Origin of the sequence: Nocardioides pinisoli, from assembly GCF_024199985.1 — a bacterium.
Lineage (GTDB): Bacteria > Actinomycetota > Actinomycetes > Propionibacteriales > Nocardioidaceae > Nocardioides > Nocardioides pinisoli.
Genome location: NZ_JANARS010000002.1, coordinates 320,745 through 337,252, shown reverse-complemented (window position 1 = coordinate 337,252; position 16,508 = coordinate 320,745). Strand labels below are relative to the sequence as shown.

Below are 16,508 nucleotides of genomic sequence, written 5' to 3'. Positions count from 1 at the left end.
CCGCTCAGTGCAGGAACAGCTTGCCCAGCACGGCGAGGACGCCCAACGAGGCCGCGCCTCCCGACTCGAGCGCGAGCCGCCAGCCTCGGATCCCGGCCCGATGGGCTCCGAGGTAGCCGATCACGGCGAGGAACCCCACCGAGAACCACAGCGCCCACAGGGCCGCGCCGCGGGCGGGCAGCCCCAGCAGGTGCAGCAGGACGTAGACCACGACGGCGGGCACGGCACCGACGAGGATGAAGGCCTCCTTGGCCGCGGCGTGGGGCGTGCGGCGGTGGAGCGGCCGGCGGTCGCCCTCGTAGAGCATCTCCTGGGTCTCCGTGTAGACGTGGGCCAGCCAGTAGACGACCACGACGGCACCGACGCTGAGCGCGACCCGCTGGACGTGGGAGACGTTGGCGCTCACCGCGGCCAGCACTCCGGCCGTGACCACGGCCCCGTAGAGGAGGCCGCCGGGGTCGCGGCGCGCCAGCGTGTCGGCGACCCTGGTGCGACGGCGACCGCGACTCATGGCGGCGTCGGTCGCGGCGATCCCGTCGCGCGTGTGTGTCGGTGCATGCGTCGACCCTCCCGGGAGCATGCTCCCAGACAACCCGCTCCCCGACGATGGGGATCTCACCCGGACCGGCTGCTCCTGGTGCCGTCCCGGGACCGCCTGTCCTCCGTGCCCGGCGCCGCCCCGGCGGGATTGTGCGCCTGAGAGCCGATGGCCGTCACCGCGGCGTCGTGGAGCCGCTGCGCGTGCTCGGGCGAGCGACCGATCGTCGTCAGCCCCACGACCCCTTCGGCCTGCAGGCCGTTGAGCATGTGGAGGACCGCGCCGACACCGTGTCGCCGGTCGAACGTCAGCCCCGCGCGGTCGACGGCGTCGATGACGTCGATCTCCGGGCGCCCGCGCCACGCCGGGTCGACGAGGCTGTCGGTCGAGCGGTAGCAGCGTCGCGAACCGTCGGTCAGCGACCAGGTGCCGTCGGCGCCGTCGTAGTGGCCGGCGGTGAGGTTGTGCAGCAGGGTCAGCGGGTGCGACGTCCCGCTCTTGCGGAGGTTGATCTCGAGGCCGTGGAGGCGCCAGCCCGACGACGTACGAGTCGCCACGAAGTCGACACCGAACCGGCCCAGGGCGCCACGGTCCGCGAGCAGGCGCCCGACGGACGCACCGTGGGCGGCCAGGTCGTCGCGGTAGTCCTCCATCGCGGGGAACCGGCACCCCGCATAGAGCTGCCGGTCCGTGCCGTGGTGGACCTGCTCGTGGGTCGAGATGACGTCCACGCGGCCATCCGGCGTGATGTCGCCCTGCACGCTCGGACTGGTGAGCCGGTCGCCCGCCAGCAGCTCCTCGACGACGGCGCCGGAGGCGAGGTCCGCGAGGTAGCCCGGTCCGAAGGACTCGACGACCGCACGAAGCTGACTGCGGCTGTGGACGTCTGCCAGCCGGACCACCCGGTTGCCGATGCCCGACGCGCTGCTGTCCAGCTTGATGACGACCGCCTCCGCACCGGGGCTCCCCTGCCGCAGGGCGTCGACCGCCGAGAGCACGTCGTCGACGCTGCGGACGTCCTCGCGTCCCGTGGCCAGGGGCACGCCGGCCTCGCGCATGATCCGGCGTCCGTTGCTCTTGAACCCGAGCGGCCACAGGGCGGCGGGCGTGCCGTTCAGCGGGAGCCCGAGGCGCCGCGCGACCCACATCTCCAGGTGGGTCACGTTCCACGGCTCGATGAAGGCGAGGCGTCCGCGGGTCATCGACCGGATCGTCGCGAGGAGGTCGGGCCGGTCGAGGAGCTTGGCGGTGATCGTGCGCGGGGTGGGGTCGGGGACCTCCACCACGTGGAAGCGAGCGCGCACCCCCGCCCAGCTTGCGGGACCCGGACGGCAACACGACCGTCGAGGGCCTCGACAACACCCGCCGGTGGGAGGGCCAGCCCTACCCGCCCGAGCAGTTCGTCGAGGACGCCGGTGTCCTCGAGGGCGTGTCCCTGCTGGGGTCCGGTTCGGTGTCCGACATGCTGTGGGCCAGGCCGGCCGTCACGATCCTGGGCATCGACTGCCCGCCTGTCGTCGGCTCGGCGGCCGCCATCGTGCCCAGGGCGGCGGCGCGCCTCAACCTCCGCATCCCTCCGGGGCTGTCACCGGAGGTGGCGCAGAGGGCGCTCACGGCGCACCTGCGCGCCGCTGCGCCGTGGGGTGTGCAGGTGGGCATCGAGGTCGAGGCCACCGGCTCGCCGTTCCGGGCCGCGACCGACGGGCCGGCCTACCGGGCGATGGGAGCGGCGATGCTGGAGGCCTTCGGCAGGCCGATGGTCAGCCTGGGCCAGGGCGGCTCGATCCCCCTGTGCAACGTCTTCGCCGACACCTACCCCGAGGCCGAGATCATCCTCATCGGCGTGGAGGAGCCCCAGGCGCTCATCCACGCGCCCAACGAGAGCGTCGACCCGCACGAGATCAACGCGATGGCACTGACCGAGGCGCTGTTCCTCCAGCGCTACGCCGTCGCGGGCTGACGGGCTCTGCTCGGCCGGCTGTTCGACGCACCCCACGACGTGCGTCACCTCGGGGACCGCCCGTCGTTGGACAGGGCATGAGCCATCGCCGTGCTGGACGGGCCGCGAAATGCCGACAGCCCCTGGGTCCGCGGATGTCGCAGGTCAGGGGCCGTTCGGGGCTGGGTGGGCGATACTGGGTTCGAACCAGTGACCTCTTCGGTGTGAACGAAGCGCGCTACCACTGCGCCAATCGCCCGAGCTCGGCAGAACCGTATCCCATGGTGCGGCCCGAGCCGGAATCGGGTCAGGAATCGGCTGCGACGGTGCGCTCCTCCGCCGTTCGCCCCCGGGCCTTGATGTCGCGGCGCAGCTCGTCGGCCTTCTCCGGGTGCCCGTGGAAGCGACGGTAGCTGTAGATGATGAGACCGATCGCGATGAAGGCGGACGCCACCTGGGTGACACCGGTCCAGACGCCCCCGGGCAGCCACCACGCGTCGGAGACCGGCCACCAGTCCGGCGCGGGCGGCTTCATGATCCACAGCACACCGCACGCCGCCAGGACGACCGCACCCAGGCAGGAGGCGACGATGCGGGGCCAGGTCTCGACACTCTCCGCCGCGCCGAGCATCGCGCGCAGCCTGACCGGCTCGACGCGCTTCTCGGCCCAGTCGTACTGCTGGGACAGCAGCGCCAGGCCGGCGAAGATGCCGAGCAGTCCCGGACCCGGCAGGAAGATCGCCGCCACCCCGAGGATGAGGAGCGTCCATCCCAGGACCTCGAGACCGATGCGCTTGGCTGCCCCCGTCATGCGTAGAACCTACCCGGCCGGGCCAGCGGTTTTCTCCGCAGCGAAAGCGCGGGTTACCGTCAAGTTCGCCACGAGCCAGCATCAAGATCCGGTCTGGACCGGTTCGGGTCATATTTTGCCGTTCTGCATCACGAGGACGGCCCGATGCCGTCTCATGAGCACGCAACCCGGGGACCTCTCGCCCCGGGCGACCACAAGGAGCTCTCGATGAACCTGTCCGGTAGCGGGCACACCCTGTCCGACGTCGCGTTGGACATCACCGTCGAGTGCATGGACGACCGCGGCATCCGCCACGAGATCGACACCGTGCTCAGCTATGCGAGCTCGGACCCGTTCGCGGTGGCCATGACCTTCGTCACCTCCGACGGCAACCTGGTGTGGACGTTCGGCCGCGACCTGCTCATGCGCGGCACGGAGGCCCCGGCCGGCGACGGCGACGTGCACGTCTCCCCCGCGATCGGCCTCAGCGGCCGCGCGATGGTCTCCATCGAGCTCAGCTCCCCCGACGGCCACCTCGTGCTCCTCGCCCGCGCGGCCGACGTCCTCGACTTCATCACGCGCACCGTCGCGGTGGTCGCTCCCGGCACCGAGTCCGACGCCTTCGACGCCGACCTTCTCATCAGCCAGCTCCTGGCCTCCTGAGCCACGAGCCGCCGGGCGCCGCGACCTAGACCCGGGAGTGCTGGGCGACCCAGCTCGCGTGGAGGCCGGCGTAGACGGTTCCCTGCTGCGCGACGAGGTCGTGGTGCGGTCCGCGCTGCACGACCCGGCCCTTGTCGACCACGATCACCTCGTCGGCGCTCTCGGCCGTCGACAGCCGGTGCGCGATCGTGACCGACGTCCGTGACTGCATGAGCCGCTCGAGGGCCCGGCCGATCTGCATCTCCAGCGCCGGGTCGACCGCGCTCGTCGCCTCGTCGAGGACCAGGAGGTCGGGGTCGGCGAGGTGGGCGCGCAGCAGGGCGACGAGCTGGCGCTCGCCGGCCGACAGCGACTCGCCCCGCTGGCCGACCTGGGTGCGGAGCCCCCGCGGGAGGCCGCGCAGCCAGTCGTCGATGCCGAGCTCGATCGCCGAGGCGAGGATCTCGTCGTCGGTGGCATCGAGCTTGCCGTAGCGCACGTTGGCGGCGATCGAGTCGTCGAACAGGAAGCCCTCCTGCGGCACCAGCACGACACTGCGCCGCAGCGACTCCGCACGGATGCGGCGTACGTCGACGCCGTCGAGCAGCACGGACCCGTCGGTGGGGTCCATCAGCCGGGTCAGCAGCTTGGCGAAGGTCGACTTGCCGGACCCGGTCTCCCCCACGATCGCCACGCGCGTGCCGGCGTCGATGGCGAGGTCGACCTCCCGGAGCACCGGGGGGCCGTCGGGGTAGGCGAAGCTGACGTCGGCGAACCGGACGTCGATCGGCCCACGGGGCAGCACCTCGCCGTCGGCACCCGGGTCGACGAGGTCGGCCGGGGTCTCGAGGATGCCGAGGACGCGGCGCCAGCTGGCGATCGCGTTCTGCGCGTCGGTGAGGATCTGGGTGCCCATCTGGACCGGTCCCACGAAGAGCGTCACGAGGAAGGCGAAGGCCAGGACCTTGCCGGAGGTCATGTCGCCGGTGAACCCGAGCAGCACGCCCACGACGATCACCCCGGCGTTGGCCAGCCCGGCGGAGAGCCCGCCCAGGGAGAACGAGGTGACGGTGTAGGTCTGGGCGTGCGTGTAGGCGTCCTGCCAGTCCTGGATGGCGGTGTCGATGCGCTCCTGGGTCCGGGCCTCGACGCCGTAGGAGCGGACGACCGCGGCGCCGACGACCGGCTCGGAGATCGCGCCGAGCAGCACGCCCACCTGGTGGCGTACGACGGTGTAGGCGGCGGACAGCTTCTTCTGGAACCAGCGGATCGAGAGGAACAGCGGCGCGAAGGCCAGCCACACGACCAGCGCGAGCTCCCAGCTGTAGAAGATCATCAGCGCGGTCGCGACGAGCATCTGACCGATGCTGACGACGAAGATGAGGCCACCGAACACCAGGAACTGGCTGACCTGGTCGACGTCGCTGGTCACGCGCGAGACCAGCGCGCCGCGGCGCTCGGTGTTCTGGGTGAGCAGCGGGAGGTCGTGGACGTGGCGGAACGCCTTCGTGCGCAGCGTCGCGAGCCCTCGCTCGGAGACGGTGAACAGCCGGCTGGTCATGAGGTAGGACGCCCAGCTGGTCAGGGCGATCGCGATGGCGGCCAGCACGCCCATCCAGGCGACGTAGTCGAGGCGGGGCCCGCCGGGACCGTTGAGCCCGCGGTCGAGGGTCTGCTGGACGGCGATCGGCACGACGATCTGGCCGCACGAGGCGATGACGGCGTAGACGAGCGTCCGGCCGAGGCCCTCGCGCAGCTCGGGCGAGTACTTCATGCCGAGGCGCAGGGTGGCGATGGCGCCGATCTCCTCGCCGGTGTCCATCCGGGTGCCGGAGGTGGCGGGCGTCGTGGTGCTCACTGGGGGTCCCTCCCCGCGTCGGCGGTCCCGGCGCCCGCGTCGAGCGCGGCATCGGTCTCGTAGGCGTTGACCAGCTGCGCGTAGGCGGGGCTGGACGACAGCAGCTCGGCATGGGTGCCGCGGCCGACGATGCGGCCCTCGTCGAGGTGCACGACCTCGTCGGCCAGCGAGATCGTGGCCTTGCGGTAGGCCACCACGACGAGCGAGGCGGCCGAGCCGTCACCGCTGCCGTCGCCGTCTCCGTCACCGCGGTCGTCGCGCAGCGAGGCGAGGATGCGCGCCTCGACCTCCGGGTCCACCGCGGAGGTGGCGTCGTCGAGGATCAGCAGGCGCGGGCGCCGGACCAGGGCCCGCGCGAGGGAGAGCCGCTGGCGCTGGCCGCCGGACAGCGACGTGCCGCGCTCCCCCAGCTGGGTGTCGAGGCCTTCGGGGAGGGCGGCGACGAAGCCGTCGGCCTGGGCGGTGCGCAGGGCGGCCCACACGTCGGCGTCGGGGACGTCGGCGCCGAGCGTGACGTTGCCCCGGACGGTGTCGTCGAACATGAAGGCGGTCTGCGGGACCAGCGCCACGTCACGCGGCAGCTCGCCCCTGCGAAGACCCCGGAGGTCGTGGCCGTCGATGCGGATGTGGCCGGCGTCGGGGTCGACGAGGCGGGTCATCAGGCTGGTCAGCGTGCTCTTGCCCGACGCGGTGGCGCCCACGAGCGCGACGGTGCGCCCCGGACGTACGTCGAAGTCGACGCCGCGCAGGAGCGGCGCGTCGGCGTCGTAGGAGTAGTGGAGGTCCTCGACCTCCAGGAGCGCGCCGCCCCCCGCGCGGTCGGGCAGCCGGTCGTGGCCGTAGGCCATGCTGCCGGTCGCGTCGAGCACGGCCCTGGCCCGGCGGTAGCCCACGACCGAGCGCGGGAACTCGCCGAGGAGCCAGCCGATCGCGCGGATCGGGAAGGACACGATGGTGAGCAGGTAGGCGACCGTGACGACGTCGCCGGCATCGGTCGCACCGCTGGCGACGCGCGAGACGCCGACCGACAGCACGATGAGCACGCCGAGGTTGGGCAGGCTGGCCAGGGTCGGGTCGAAGATCGCGCGGAAGCGTCCGGCGCGGATGTTGACGTCGCGCAGCTCCTGGGCCTTGGCCCGGAACCGGTCGGTCTCCTCGACCTCGCGGCCCAGCGTCTTGACCACCATGGCGCCGTCGAAGGACTCGTGGGCGATCTCGCTGACCTCGGCGCGCAGCCCCTGCGCGCGCGTCATCAGGGGGGAGGAGAAGTGCTGGTAGAGCAGGTTGGCCCCCACGACGGCTGGGAAGACGAGCAGGCCGACCACCGCCATGACGACGTCGGCGACGAACATCTGGACCACTGCGATGACCATCATCACCACGGTGCCGAGCGCCATCGGCAGCGGCATGATCGGCGCCCACGCCGCCTCGATGTCCGAGGAGGCGTTGGACAGCAGCTGGCCGGTCGGGTGCCGCTGGTGCCACTCCATCGGCAGCGAGAGGTACTGACGGGTCACGCCGCGACGCGTGTGGGACTGCATCCGGTAGTACATGATGCCGCCGCCGAGACGCCGCGCGACGATGCCGACGGCGCGCAGGATCGCCACGCCCATGAACAGGGCGACCACCCACAGCAGCATGTCGGTGCCGATCTCACCGGTGTCGAACGCGGGGATCAGCACGTGCTCGGTGGCCCAGCCGAGCACCCAGGCGTCGGCCACCGTGAGGACCCCGAAGAGCACCGCGCCCAGCGTCGCGACCGTGAAGACGATCGGCTCGCGCTTGATGCCGACCCACAGGACCCGGAAGCCGTCGAGAGTGGTGGTGCCCCGCGGCTCCGCGTCGTCGCTCACAGGTGTCCCCCGCCTCCTCGTCGTCCCGATGTCTCCGCCGGTCGGTTGCCGAGGGCAACCAACCCGGGAGCAACCAACCCGTCGTTCAGGCTATTCCTCGGCACCGACAGCGGGCGAATCAGGACGCCGCGCCCGGCTCACGCGCGGATGCGGGACAGGAACGCGCGCGTGCGCTCCTGCTGCGGGTCGCCCAGCACCTGCTCGGGACGGCCCCGCTCGTGGATGCGTCCGTCGTGCAGGAAGCAGACCTGATCGGCCACGTCGCGTGCGAAACCCATCTCGTGGGTGTTGAGCAGCATCGTCACGCCCTCGGCCTTGAGGTCGGTCAGCAGGTCGAGCACCTCGCCGACGAGCTCGGGGTCGAGCGCGCTCGTCACCTCGTCGAGCAGCATCAGTCGCGGGTTGGCCACCAGCGCCCGGGCGATCGCCACCCGCTGCTGCTGCCCGCCGGACAGGTCGTCGGGCCGGGCGCCCGCCTTGGTGGCCAGTCCGACGCGGTCCAGCATCGCCGCGCCTCGCGAGCGCGCCTCCTCGGCCCCCACCCCGTGCACCAGTCGCAGCGCGAGGGTGACGTTGCCCATCACGTCGAGGTGCGGGAAGAGGTTGTAGGCCTGGAAGACCATCCCCATGCGGGAGCGCACCTCGTCGCCGTCCACCCGGGGGTCGGTGATGTCGCGGCCCTCGAACGTGATCACGCCGTCGTCGACGACCTCGAGGAGGTTGACGCACCGCAGCAACGTCGACTTGCCCGAGCCGGAGGCGCCGATCAGCACGACGCACTGGCCGGGCTCGACAGTGAGGTCGACGTCGCTGAGCACCACGTTGTCCCCGAAGGACTTGCGCACGCCGTCGAGCCTCAGCAGCTCGCTGCCCTCAGGTCGAAGGTGCAGCTGGTCGTGGATGTCGGGGTCCCCGCGGCGTTGTTCGGGGGAGCGCAGCGGAGGAGAAGAACGTCGTGGGGTGACTCTCACAAGTGGCCTCCAGCCCCGTGGTAGCCCTTCTTGCGGGCGTAGCGGTCGGTGAGCCGGGCCATCGGGATCGTGAGGCAGCAGAACAGCACGCCCGCGACGACGTAGGGCGTGTAGTTGAAGTCGAGCGCCGTCTCGATCTGCGCCTTGCGGATCGCGTCGCTCACCCCGAGCACCGCGATCAGGCCGGAGTCCTTCTGCAGGGAGACCAGGTCGTTCATCAGCGGCGGGATGACGCGGCGCCAGGCCTGGGGCAGCACGACGTGGCGCAGCGTCTGCCCGTAGGTCAGCCCGAGCGAGCGGCCGGCCAGTCGCTGGCTGGGGTGCACCGACTCGATGCCGGCACGGAACACCTCGGCGACGTAGGCCGAGTAGGACAGCACCAGCGCGGCTCCGCCCCAGAACAGCGGCGACGTCGGCAGGCCCTGCAGGCTCAGCGCCGGCCCGCCGAAGCCGAGCAGGAAGATCACCAGCAGCAGGGGCAGGCCGCGGAAGACGTCGACGTACGCCGTGCCGAGCAGCCGCAGCGGGAAGGCGACCGGGCCGCGCAGCGTGCGCACGATCGCGACGGTCAGGCTCAGCAGCAGGATCAGCAGCCAGCAGACCACCATCACGCGGATGTTGAGCCAGAGCCCCTCGAGCACCGCCGGGAACGACGAGACCGCCTTGTCCCAGTCGAAGTACGTCTCGCGGACCCGCTGCCACCCCGGCGAGCTGACGACGGCTCCGCCGACGGCACCGAGCAGCAGCAGGGTGCTTCCTGCCGCGATGACGGCGCTGCGGACCGTACGCCGTCGCCGCCACTCGTCGCGATCGCGCTGGACCTCGGAGGGCTGCCAGGCCCCAGGCGCCTCGTCGGCGACCGGATGGGCCATCAGGACAGCTCGGGGGCGCCCTGCTGGGCCAGCCACTCCTGGCCGATCTGGTCGAGGACGCCGTCCTCGCGCAGCGTGTCGACCGCCTGCGAGACGCAGTCGGTCAGCGGGCTGTCCTTGGCCAGCACCGCGCCGAACTGCTCCGGCTCGCCGTCGGGCAGCGGGAGCTGGCCGACGATGACGCCGTCGTCGAGCTGGACGGCGGTCATGAAGTAGGCGGTCGGCAGGTCGACGACGATGCCGTCGATCTGGCCGTTCTTGAGCGACTGCACCGCCTGGTCGTTGGTGTCGAAGACGGCCGGCTCCTCCGACGGCTGGATCTGGTCGGTGATGGCGGTGTAGCTGGTCGTGCCGACCTGGGCGCCGAGCTTGGCGTCGGCGAGGTCGGCGAGGCCGGTGGCGCCGTCGATCGAGCTGCCTTTGGTGGTGATGACCGCCTGCACGACGTCGTAGTAGCCGGAGGAGAAGTCGACGGCCTTGCGGCGGGCCTCGGTGATCGAGACCTGGTTGACGTCGAAGTCGAACTCCTTGGGGCCGGGCTGCACCACCTTGTTGAACGGCACCTTGACCCAGGCCACCTGCTCCGCGGTGTAGCCGAGCTGCTCGGCGATGGCGTAGGCCACGGCGGACTCGTAGCCCTCGCCGTTGGTCGGGTCGTTGTCGACGAACCACGGCTCGTAGGCCGGGTCGTCGGTCGCGATGGTGAGCGTGCCGTCGGTGACGGTCTCCATCGTGTCCGGCGTGCACTCGTCGGCGGCCGGCGCCTCGGAGCTCTCCGAGGAGTCGGCGGAGTCGGAGCCGCTGTCGGTGTCGGCCTCGTCGGTCGGGGCGCACGCGGACAGCGCGATCGCGGCGGCCGCGAGGGTGACGACGGCGAGGTGGCGCCGGGCAGCGCGCCGGGAGGTCTTCAGCATGGCGGAATCCTACGACTCCGCCCGGCGTCAGCGGACCGGGTAGCCGGCCGCGGACAGACCGGCCTTGACATCGCCGATGGTGAGGGTCCCGAAGTGGAAGACGGTGGCTGCCAGCACGGCGTCGGCCCCGGCCTCGACGGCGGGCGAGAAGTGCTCCACGGCACCCGCTCCCCCGCTCGCGATGACCGGGACGCCCACCTCGCGGCGTACGGCGCGGATGAGCTCGAGGTCGAAGCCGTCGGTCGTGCCGTCGGCGTCCATCGCGTTGAGCAGGATCTCGCCCGCCCCCAGCTCGGCGGCGCGCGCGGCCCACTCGATCGCGTCGAGGCCGGCGCTCTTCCTGCCACCGTGGGTGGTGACCTCGAAGCCGCTGTCGGTCCCCTCCGCCCGCCGGGCGTCGACGCTCAGCACGAGCACCTGGCTGCCGAACCGGTCGGCGATCTCGGCGACCAGCTCGGGGCGGTGGATGGCGGCGGTGTTGACCGCCACCTTGTCGGCTCCGGCGCGCAGCAGCCGGTCGACGTCCGCGACGCTGCTGACACCGCCGCCGACGGTGAGCGGGATGAAGACCTCCTCGGCGCAGCGGCTGACGACCTCCATGGTGGTCGCGCGGCCCTCGTGGGAGGCGGAGATGTCGAGGAAGGTCAGCTCGTCGGCGCCCTCGGCGTCGTAGAGGCGGGCCAGCTCGACCGGGTCGCCGGCGTCGCGCAGGTCCTCGAAGTTGACGCCCTTGACCACGCGTCCGCCGTCGACGTCGAGGCACGGGATGACCCGGATCGCGAGGCTCACTTCCTCGCCTCCCGTGCGGCGAGGGCGACGTCGACGATGTCCGCACGCGGCTGCCCGTCGAGCTCGGCGAGCGGGACCCACCTCGCGTAGTCGGTGGAGCCGTCGACCTCGGTCGTGCCGAGCTCGCCACCGGTGATCGTCGCGTCGAAGACGAAGCGCTGCGAGCGGAACCAGCCGTCGAAGGTGCGGCCACGTCCCGTGAAGAAGTGCTCGGCGAGGAGCGCACCCGGCTCGACGTGGTAGCCGCTCTCCTCGTAGACCTCACGCACGAGCCCGTCGAGCACCGACTCGTCGAAGTCGATGCCGCCACCCGGGAGCGACCAGACGGGGTCGCTGTGCCCCTCCCCGTTCCACCACGCGAGCAGCACCCGCTCCTGCCCCTCGACCTCGTCGACGAGGAGCACGTAGGCGGCCAGGCGGGTGTGGTACTCGGTGAACTCCATGCTCACGCGCCCCTCGTGAGCGCGAGCGCGTCCTCGAGGGTGAACCGGCCCTCGTAGAGCGCGGTGCCGGCGATGGCGCCCTCGACCCCGTCGTCGACGAGGGACATGAGCGCCCGGATGTCGTCGAGGGTGGTGACGCCGCCGCTGGCCACGACCGGCTTGTCGGTGGCGGCACAGACGTCGCGGAGCAGCTGGAGGTTGGGGCCCTGCAGCATGCCGTCCTTGTTGACGTCGGTGACGACGTAGCGCGCGCAGCCCTCGGAGTCGAGACGAGCGAGGGTCTCGTAGAGGTCGCCCCCGTCGCGCGTCCATCCGCGTGCGGCCAGCGTCGTGCCGCGGACGTCGAGGCCGACCGCCACCCGGTCGCCGTACGTCGCGATCGCCCGGGCACACCACTCGGGCTGCTCCAGCGCGGCGGTGCCGATGTTGACCCGCCGGCAGCCCGTCGCCATGGCTGCCTCGAGCGACTCGTCGTCGCGGATGCCGCCGCTCATCTCGACCTGGATGTCGAGCGTGCCGACGATCCGGGCCTGGAGCTCGCGGTTGTGGCCGTGCCCGAAGGCCGCGTCGAGGTCCACCAGGTGGATCCACTCCGCGCCGGCCTCCTGCCACCGCAGCGCCGCCTCGATCGGGTCACCGAAGCGCTTCTCCGATCCGTCCACCCCCTGCACCAGCTGGACGGCCTGGCCGCCCTTGATGTCGACGGCGGGCAGGAGCTCGAGGTAGGGCTGCTCGGGGGTGCTGGGCATGGGTCGATCCTAGGAGCGGGCGGCGCGGCTCCGGGCGGGGCCTCGCCGGGGCGAGACGGGGCTCACCCGGGCTGACAGGATCGCGCCATGGGGGTTCGACCGAGGACGATGCTCGCGGTGATGCTCGGCGCGTTGGCCGCGGCGGGCGTGGTGGCGCTCGTCGTGGCGGTGGCCAGCCTGGCCGGCCCGCAGTTCCCGTCGGAGGAGCACCTCCCGGACCTGCCACCGGGCTACTCCTACGCCGAGCCCGAGCGGGGGTGCGGTTCGGGCGGCTGCTTCCTCGAGGTCGCGGTCGTCGTGCCGGAGGATCTCGCGGCCACCGAAGCCGTGGCCGAGCTCGATGCCGCGGTGTCGGGCTGCCGCGCCCACAGCCTGCTCGACCGCCGCAGCCGCTGCACCGGCGTCGCGGTCCTGGGGCGCGACACGGTCACGGTCTCGGTCCAGCTCCGGGACCTCGGCAAGTAGTCGGGCCGCACGGGTCGCGCGGAGCTGCCGGGCACGGGCCTCGGCGTGTGAGTCGCCAGTGGCACGATGTCGAAGTGACGTCGCGACTCGTGGTGGTGTCGGGCCTCCCGGCCAGCGGGAAGACCACGGTCGGCAGGCTCCTCGGCGAACGACTGGCCATGCCCGTGATCGACAAGGACGCGATCCTCGAGGTGCTGTTCGACAGCCTCGGCTGCCCCGACCGGGCCGAGCGCACACGGCTGAGTCGCGCGAGCGACGAGGTGCTCTACGCGTGCCCGACCGACGTGGCGGCGGCGAGGTTCGCCTCGCGCGTCCGGCACCCCGGACACCATGACGGGGACCGCACCGCCTCCGACGTCCAGCGATCCTTCGACGGCCTGCCCGCGTCTGCGCGGGAGCCCTTGGGACTGGGGACGGTGGTCCGGGTCGACACCGGAGGCACCCTCGACGTCGACCTGGTCGTCCGTCAGGTGCGTGCGGCGCTGGACCGCACGTCCCTCTCCGCCTGACCCGACTGCCCGGGCACGCCGGTCGGGTCTCGCGACCGGACCTCGTCCCTCCTCGACCTACGACCGAGCGAGCATCGTCCGGCTAGCGTGGAGGCGTGATCGGCGACCGGTGGGGTGTCAGCGACGCGGAGGTGCGCCGCACGTACGGCTGCGACGACCTCGTCCCACGGCCGACGCTGGAGGCGTGGCGCGGCGTCACCGTCCACGCCGCCCCGGAGACCGTGTGGGCGCGGGTCCGGCAGGTGCGCCTGGCGCCCTACTCCTACGACCTCGTCGACAACCTGGGCCGGCGCTCGCCGCGGGACCTCCGTGAGCTGCCGGAGCCGCAGGTGGGCGACCCGTTCACCCGCGCGCTCGGGCGCGACCAGGGGCGGGTCGTGGCCGTGGATCCCGGCCGGGAGCTGACCGCGACGATCATGGGCGCCCACCTGTCGTACGCCGTCCTGCCGCACGGTCGCGACGTACGCCTGGTGCTCAAGGTGGTGGCCCGGACCAGCAGGTGGCTGGCGCCGGCCCTCTCGGTCGGCGACCTCGTGATGGCGCGCAAGCAGCTGCTGACCCTGAAGGCGCTGGCGGAGTCGGATCAGCGCCAGACCGGAGCGACCTCACGCCGGTAGCGGCGCGCGAGCAGCAGCGTCAGGACCGTGACGACCGGCCCCGGGATGGTCGCCCGCAGCGACGACCGCTCCCGCTCCCCCGCGCCGTCCTGCATCCAGGCCAGCGAGTTGGCGGCGTCGACCGGGCTCGCCGGCCGGAGCCTCTTGGTCAGCGCCTTGAACTCCTCGTCGTCCTTCAGGGCACCCATGGGCCCCTCCACGTCGCGCTCCTCGTGGTCGAGGTGGCCGTTGATCACCTCGCGGGCGCGTGCGACCTCGTCGGCGGCTGCCGAGGCGTTGATCGCCGACGGTGCGGCGACGACGCCGTCGAGGCTGGTCGACACCGACGACAGCGCCTGCTTCATCGCGACGTGCTCGGACTCCATCTGCTCGAGGAGCGTCAGGTCGACGCCGCGCGACTGGAGGAACGGCCATACGTGCTCGTCCTCGGCCTCGTGGTGGTGGGTCAGCTCGCGGACGAGGTTGCGCCAGGCCGTCCGGATCTGGCGGGCTCGCGCCGTGTCGCCGTCCGGCAGGGTCCGCAGCGCCTGCTCGGTGCGGGTCACGTCCGGGCGCACCGCGGCGTGGATGATCTGGTTCATGCTCAGCGGCTCGGTCATGGCGGGACGCTAGCCCCGCCGGCGCTCGCGCCGCGACCCCGTTCTTGGGGGTCTCAGGCATCACCCGAGACGGTCGTGCGAGTCGTCATGGGTGTCGTCGTGGGTGTCCTCGTGGTGACCGTCGTCCTCGCCGTGGTGCTCACCGTGGACGTCGTCGGTGCCGTCCTGCCCGTAGCACCAGTCCTCGCCCAGCCCGCCGCGTACGACGTCGTCGCCCGTGCCGCCGTAGAGGTGGTCACCACCACCGTGGCCGAGCACGTGGTCGTCCCCCGCCCCACCCCGGACGGTGTCGGCGTGCCCCGAGCCGCAGACCAGGTCGTCCCCGGCCCGGGCGCGGACGACGTGGCCGGGCGCGACGACGGCGACGACGTCACGACGGTCGGTCCCGTGGACCACGTGGGGTGAGTCGCGGGTGACGACCATCGTGGCCGGCTGACCATCGCAGGTGGGCGCCCGGTCGTCGAGAGGTGCGCCACCCGGGCCGGCGAGGGCCAGCACCACGGGCGCGAGGGCTGTCAGCATGGTCGTGGCGAATGTCATCTCGGGCCTCCTCGGACCTCCTCGGATCTGGCGGACCACGGGCCCGGCGCCCTCACGGGGCTCCGGGCCCGCCCCAGGTGGGTGCCCCTACCGGGCCGCACTCGTGGGTCGGTGCCAGTGCAGCAGACCCGTGTGGTCGACCAGCTTCACGGCCCAGACCACGAGGATCGAGCCCATGAACACCGCCAGCAGCGCCTCGGCGGCAGCCGTCTCCGCGAGGACCAGGGCCGCGAGGCCCAGGCCCGCCACGACGGCGGCGAGCGCCGTCTCGGCCTTGCCGAGCTGGTCGAACGAGTCGCCCCACGTCATCACGAGGTACGCCGCGATGCCGAGCACCAGACCGGTGCCCGCCATTCCTCGCGGGTCCTCGATGAAGGGCATTTCACCACGGATGAGGTAGCCGATGTAGGGCACGGCGATGGCCGCCACCAGGACGGTGGCCACCACGTCCTTCGCCTTCAGCTTCATCGTCGAACACCTCCTTCCACCTTCTTCCATGCTCGCCCCGGCGCGCGCCGGCCGGGAGGGCCGTTGGCCACCGGCTGGGGGCGGAAGGTCCTGGGAACGGTGGCTTCGGCACGACCGTGGCCCTCGACGGCCTCGACCTGCAGGTCGAGGAGGGCGAGGTGCACGGCTTCCTCGGTCCCAACGGAGCCGGGAAGTCCACGACGATCCGCATCCTGCTCGGGCTGCTCAGGAGCGACTCCGGCGAGGCCCGGCTGCTCGGCGGCGACCCGTGGCGCGACGCCGTCGCGCTGCACCGGAGGTTGTCCTACGTGCCCGGCGAGGTCTCGCTCTGGCCCAACCTGTCGGGCGGGGGGTCATCGACCTGCTCGGCCGGATGCGCGCGGCGGGATCGACGAGGACAGGAGGGCCTCGCTCATCGAGCGGTTCGAGCTCGACCCGGGCAGGCTCTGCCGCACCTACTCCAAGGGCAACCGCCAGAACGTCGGCCTGGTCGCCGGCCTCTGCGCCGACGCCGAGCTGCTGCTGCTCGACGAGCCGACGGCCGGGCTCGACCCGATCATGGAGGCGGAGTTCCAGCAGGTCGTCCGCGAGGAGGTGGCCCGGGGCCGCACCGTGCTGCTCTCCTCGCACATCCTCGCCGAGGTCGAGGCGCTGTGCGACCGCGTGAGCATCATCCGCGAGGGCCGCACGATCCTGTCGGGCTCGCTCGCCTCGCTCCGCAGCCGCACCCACACCACCCTCGTGGCGCGTCTGCGCGGCGCCCCGGACGGGCTGAGCAGCCTGCCCGGCGTCACGCTCGTGTCGGCGCACGACGGCGAGGTGCGCCTCGAGGCCGACACGACCGCGATCGACGACACCCTCCTCGCGCTGGGCCGGATCGGGGTCGACTCGATCGTGGCGCACCCGCCCACGCTCGAGGAGCTGTTCCTGAGCCACTACGACGACCCGGGCG

19 protein-coding genes, 1 tRNA gene and 1 pseudogene are annotated in these 16,508 nt (G+C 72.3%); 6 read left to right on the top strand and 15 right to left on the bottom strand.

Translation table 11 applies throughout. The features are described 5' to 3' along the window. Window positions 1-4: 4 nt before the first annotated feature. Both NCI01_RS05630 and NCI01_RS22625 read right to left on the bottom strand, forming a co-directional pair. Window positions 5-511, bottom strand: coding sequence for a hypothetical protein (locus NCI01_RS05630; protein WP_254180491.1), 507 nt, complete (start codon window positions 509-511; stop codon window positions 5-7). A gap of 104 nt (window positions 512-615) precedes the next feature. Continuing rightward, window positions 616-1,842 carry a peptide ligase PGM1-related protein gene (locus tag NCI01_RS22625; protein WP_254180490.1) on the bottom strand — a complete coding sequence of 409 codons (1,227 nt, stop codon included), beginning with the start codon at window positions 1,840-1,842 and terminating at the stop codon, window positions 616-618. 11 nt (window positions 1,843-1,853) lie between these two features. Between NCI01_RS22625 and NCI01_RS05620 the strand changes: the two genes are divergently transcribed. Beyond that, the gene (locus NCI01_RS05620) at window positions 1,854-2,498 is read left to right on the top strand and encodes a peptidase dimerization domain-containing protein (RefSeq protein ID WP_254180489.1); all 645 of its coding nucleotides are present in this window, start codon (window positions 1,854-1,856) and stop codon (window positions 2,496-2,498) included. Window positions 2,499-2,664: 166 nt separating this feature from the next. Here NCI01_RS05620 and NCI01_RS05615 read toward each other — a convergent pair. After that, a tRNA-Val gene (locus NCI01_RS05615) sits at window positions 2,665-2,736 on the bottom strand. 48 nt (window positions 2,737-2,784) lie between these two features. Next, a complete protein-coding gene (locus tag NCI01_RS05610; RefSeq protein ID WP_254180488.1) occupies window positions 2,785-3,288 on the bottom strand; it encodes a PGPGW domain-containing protein in 504 nt (167 codons plus the stop codon). Between the two features lie 207 nt (window positions 3,289-3,495). On the opposite strand from NCI01_RS05610, the gene NCI01_RS05605 reads away from it, so the two are divergent. Beyond that, window positions 3,496-3,930 carry an SsgA family sporulation/cell division regulator gene (locus NCI01_RS05605; protein WP_254180487.1) on the top strand — a complete coding sequence of 145 codons (435 nt, stop codon included), beginning with the start codon at window positions 3,496-3,498 and terminating at the stop codon, window positions 3,928-3,930. Between the two features lie 25 nt (window positions 3,931-3,955). Here the strand turns inward: NCI01_RS05605 and NCI01_RS05600 are convergent, their stop codons facing one another. The 8 genes from NCI01_RS05600 to priA form a co-directional block, all read right to left on the bottom strand. Beyond that, window positions 3,956-5,767, bottom strand: a complete 1,812-nt coding sequence (locus NCI01_RS05600; protein WP_308213190.1) for an ABC transporter ATP-binding protein — start codon at window positions 5,765-5,767, stop codon at window positions 3,956-3,958. After that, a complete protein-coding gene (locus NCI01_RS05595; RefSeq protein WP_254180486.1) occupies window positions 5,764-7,620 on the bottom strand; it encodes an ABC transporter ATP-binding protein in 1,857 nt (618 codons plus the stop codon). The genes NCI01_RS05600 and NCI01_RS05595 overlap by 4 nt, the downstream gene beginning before the upstream one ends. Before the next feature lie 137 nt (window positions 7,621-7,757). Continuing rightward, complete coding sequence (locus NCI01_RS05590; RefSeq protein WP_372495112.1) at window positions 7,758-8,510, bottom strand: amino acid ABC transporter ATP-binding protein; 753 nt, start codon at window positions 8,508-8,510, stop codon at window positions 7,758-7,760. A 77-nt stretch (window positions 8,511-8,587) separates the two neighbouring features. Next, the gene (locus NCI01_RS05585; RefSeq protein WP_254180485.1) at window positions 8,588-9,463 is read right to left on the bottom strand and encodes an amino acid ABC transporter permease; all 876 of its coding nucleotides are present in this window, start codon (window positions 9,461-9,463) and stop codon (window positions 8,588-8,590) included. Continuing rightward, a complete protein-coding gene (locus tag NCI01_RS05580; protein ID WP_254180484.1) occupies window positions 9,463-10,377 on the bottom strand; it encodes an ABC transporter substrate-binding protein in 915 nt (304 codons plus the stop codon). The genes NCI01_RS05585 and NCI01_RS05580 overlap by 1 nt, the downstream gene beginning before the upstream one ends. Before the next feature lie 27 nt (window positions 10,378-10,404). Further along, window positions 10,405-11,166, bottom strand: coding sequence for an imidazole glycerol phosphate synthase subunit HisF (hisF, locus tag NCI01_RS05575; protein ID WP_254180483.1), 762 nt, complete (start codon window positions 11,164-11,166; stop codon window positions 10,405-10,407). Next, on the bottom strand, window positions 11,163-11,609 hold the full coding sequence (locus NCI01_RS05570; RefSeq protein ID WP_254180771.1) for an NUDIX hydrolase: 447 nt from the start codon (window positions 11,607-11,609) through the stop codon (window positions 11,163-11,165). The genes hisF and NCI01_RS05570 overlap by 4 nt, the downstream gene beginning before the upstream one ends. A gap of 2 nt (window positions 11,610-11,611) precedes the next feature. Further along, window positions 11,612-12,358 (bottom strand): bifunctional 1-(5-phosphoribosyl)-5-((5-phosphoribosylamino)methylideneamino)imidazole-4-carboxamide isomerase/phosphoribosylanthranilate isomerase PriA, encoded by a 747-nt coding sequence (gene priA / locus NCI01_RS05565; protein WP_254180482.1) that lies wholly within the window; start codon window positions 12,356-12,358, stop codon window positions 11,612-11,614. 87 nt (window positions 12,359-12,445) lie between these two features. Here priA and NCI01_RS05560 point away from each other — a divergent pair, with 87 nt between their 5' ends. The 3 genes from NCI01_RS05560 (at window position 12,446) to NCI01_RS05550 (ending at window position 13,949) form a co-directional block, all read left to right on the top strand. Beyond that, window positions 12,446-12,823: a hypothetical protein gene (locus NCI01_RS05560; RefSeq protein ID WP_254180481.1), complete on the top strand. Its 378-nt coding sequence runs from the start codon at window positions 12,446-12,448 to the stop codon at window positions 12,821-12,823. A gap of 74 nt (window positions 12,824-12,897) precedes the next feature. Beyond that, window positions 12,898-13,332 carry an AAA family ATPase gene (locus NCI01_RS05555; RefSeq protein WP_254180480.1) on the top strand — a complete coding sequence of 145 codons (435 nt, stop codon included), beginning with the start codon at window positions 12,898-12,900 and terminating at the stop codon, window positions 13,330-13,332. Between the two features lie 95 nt (window positions 13,333-13,427). After that, window positions 13,428-13,949: a hypothetical protein gene (locus NCI01_RS05550; RefSeq protein WP_254180479.1), complete on the top strand. Its 522-nt coding sequence runs from the start codon at window positions 13,428-13,430 to the stop codon at window positions 13,947-13,949. On the opposite strand, the gene NCI01_RS05545 is transcribed toward NCI01_RS05550, so the two are convergent. From NCI01_RS05545 to NCI01_RS05535, 3 genes are all read right to left on the bottom strand, one after another. Further along, window positions 13,916-14,548, bottom strand: coding sequence for a hemerythrin domain-containing protein (locus NCI01_RS05545; protein WP_254180478.1), 633 nt, complete (start codon window positions 14,546-14,548; stop codon window positions 13,916-13,918). The two genes, NCI01_RS05550 and NCI01_RS05545, sit on opposite strands and share 34 nt — an antisense overlap. Before the next feature lie 60 nt (window positions 14,549-14,608). After that, window positions 14,609-15,088, bottom strand: coding sequence for a calcium-binding protein (locus NCI01_RS05540; protein ID WP_254180477.1), 480 nt, complete (start codon window positions 15,086-15,088; stop codon window positions 14,609-14,611). An 87-nt stretch (window positions 15,089-15,175) separates the two neighbouring features. Continuing rightward, window positions 15,176-15,556: a hypothetical protein gene (locus NCI01_RS05535; protein ID WP_254180476.1), complete on the bottom strand. Its 381-nt coding sequence runs from the start codon at window positions 15,554-15,556 to the stop codon at window positions 15,176-15,178. 74 nt (window positions 15,557-15,630) lie between these two features. Here NCI01_RS05535 and NCI01_RS22930 point away from each other — a divergent pair. Then, a pseudogene (locus tag NCI01_RS22930) lies at window positions 15,631-16,501 on the top strand (ABC transporter ATP-binding protein); the annotation flags it as partial. Window positions 16,502-16,508 lie beyond the last annotated feature (7 nt).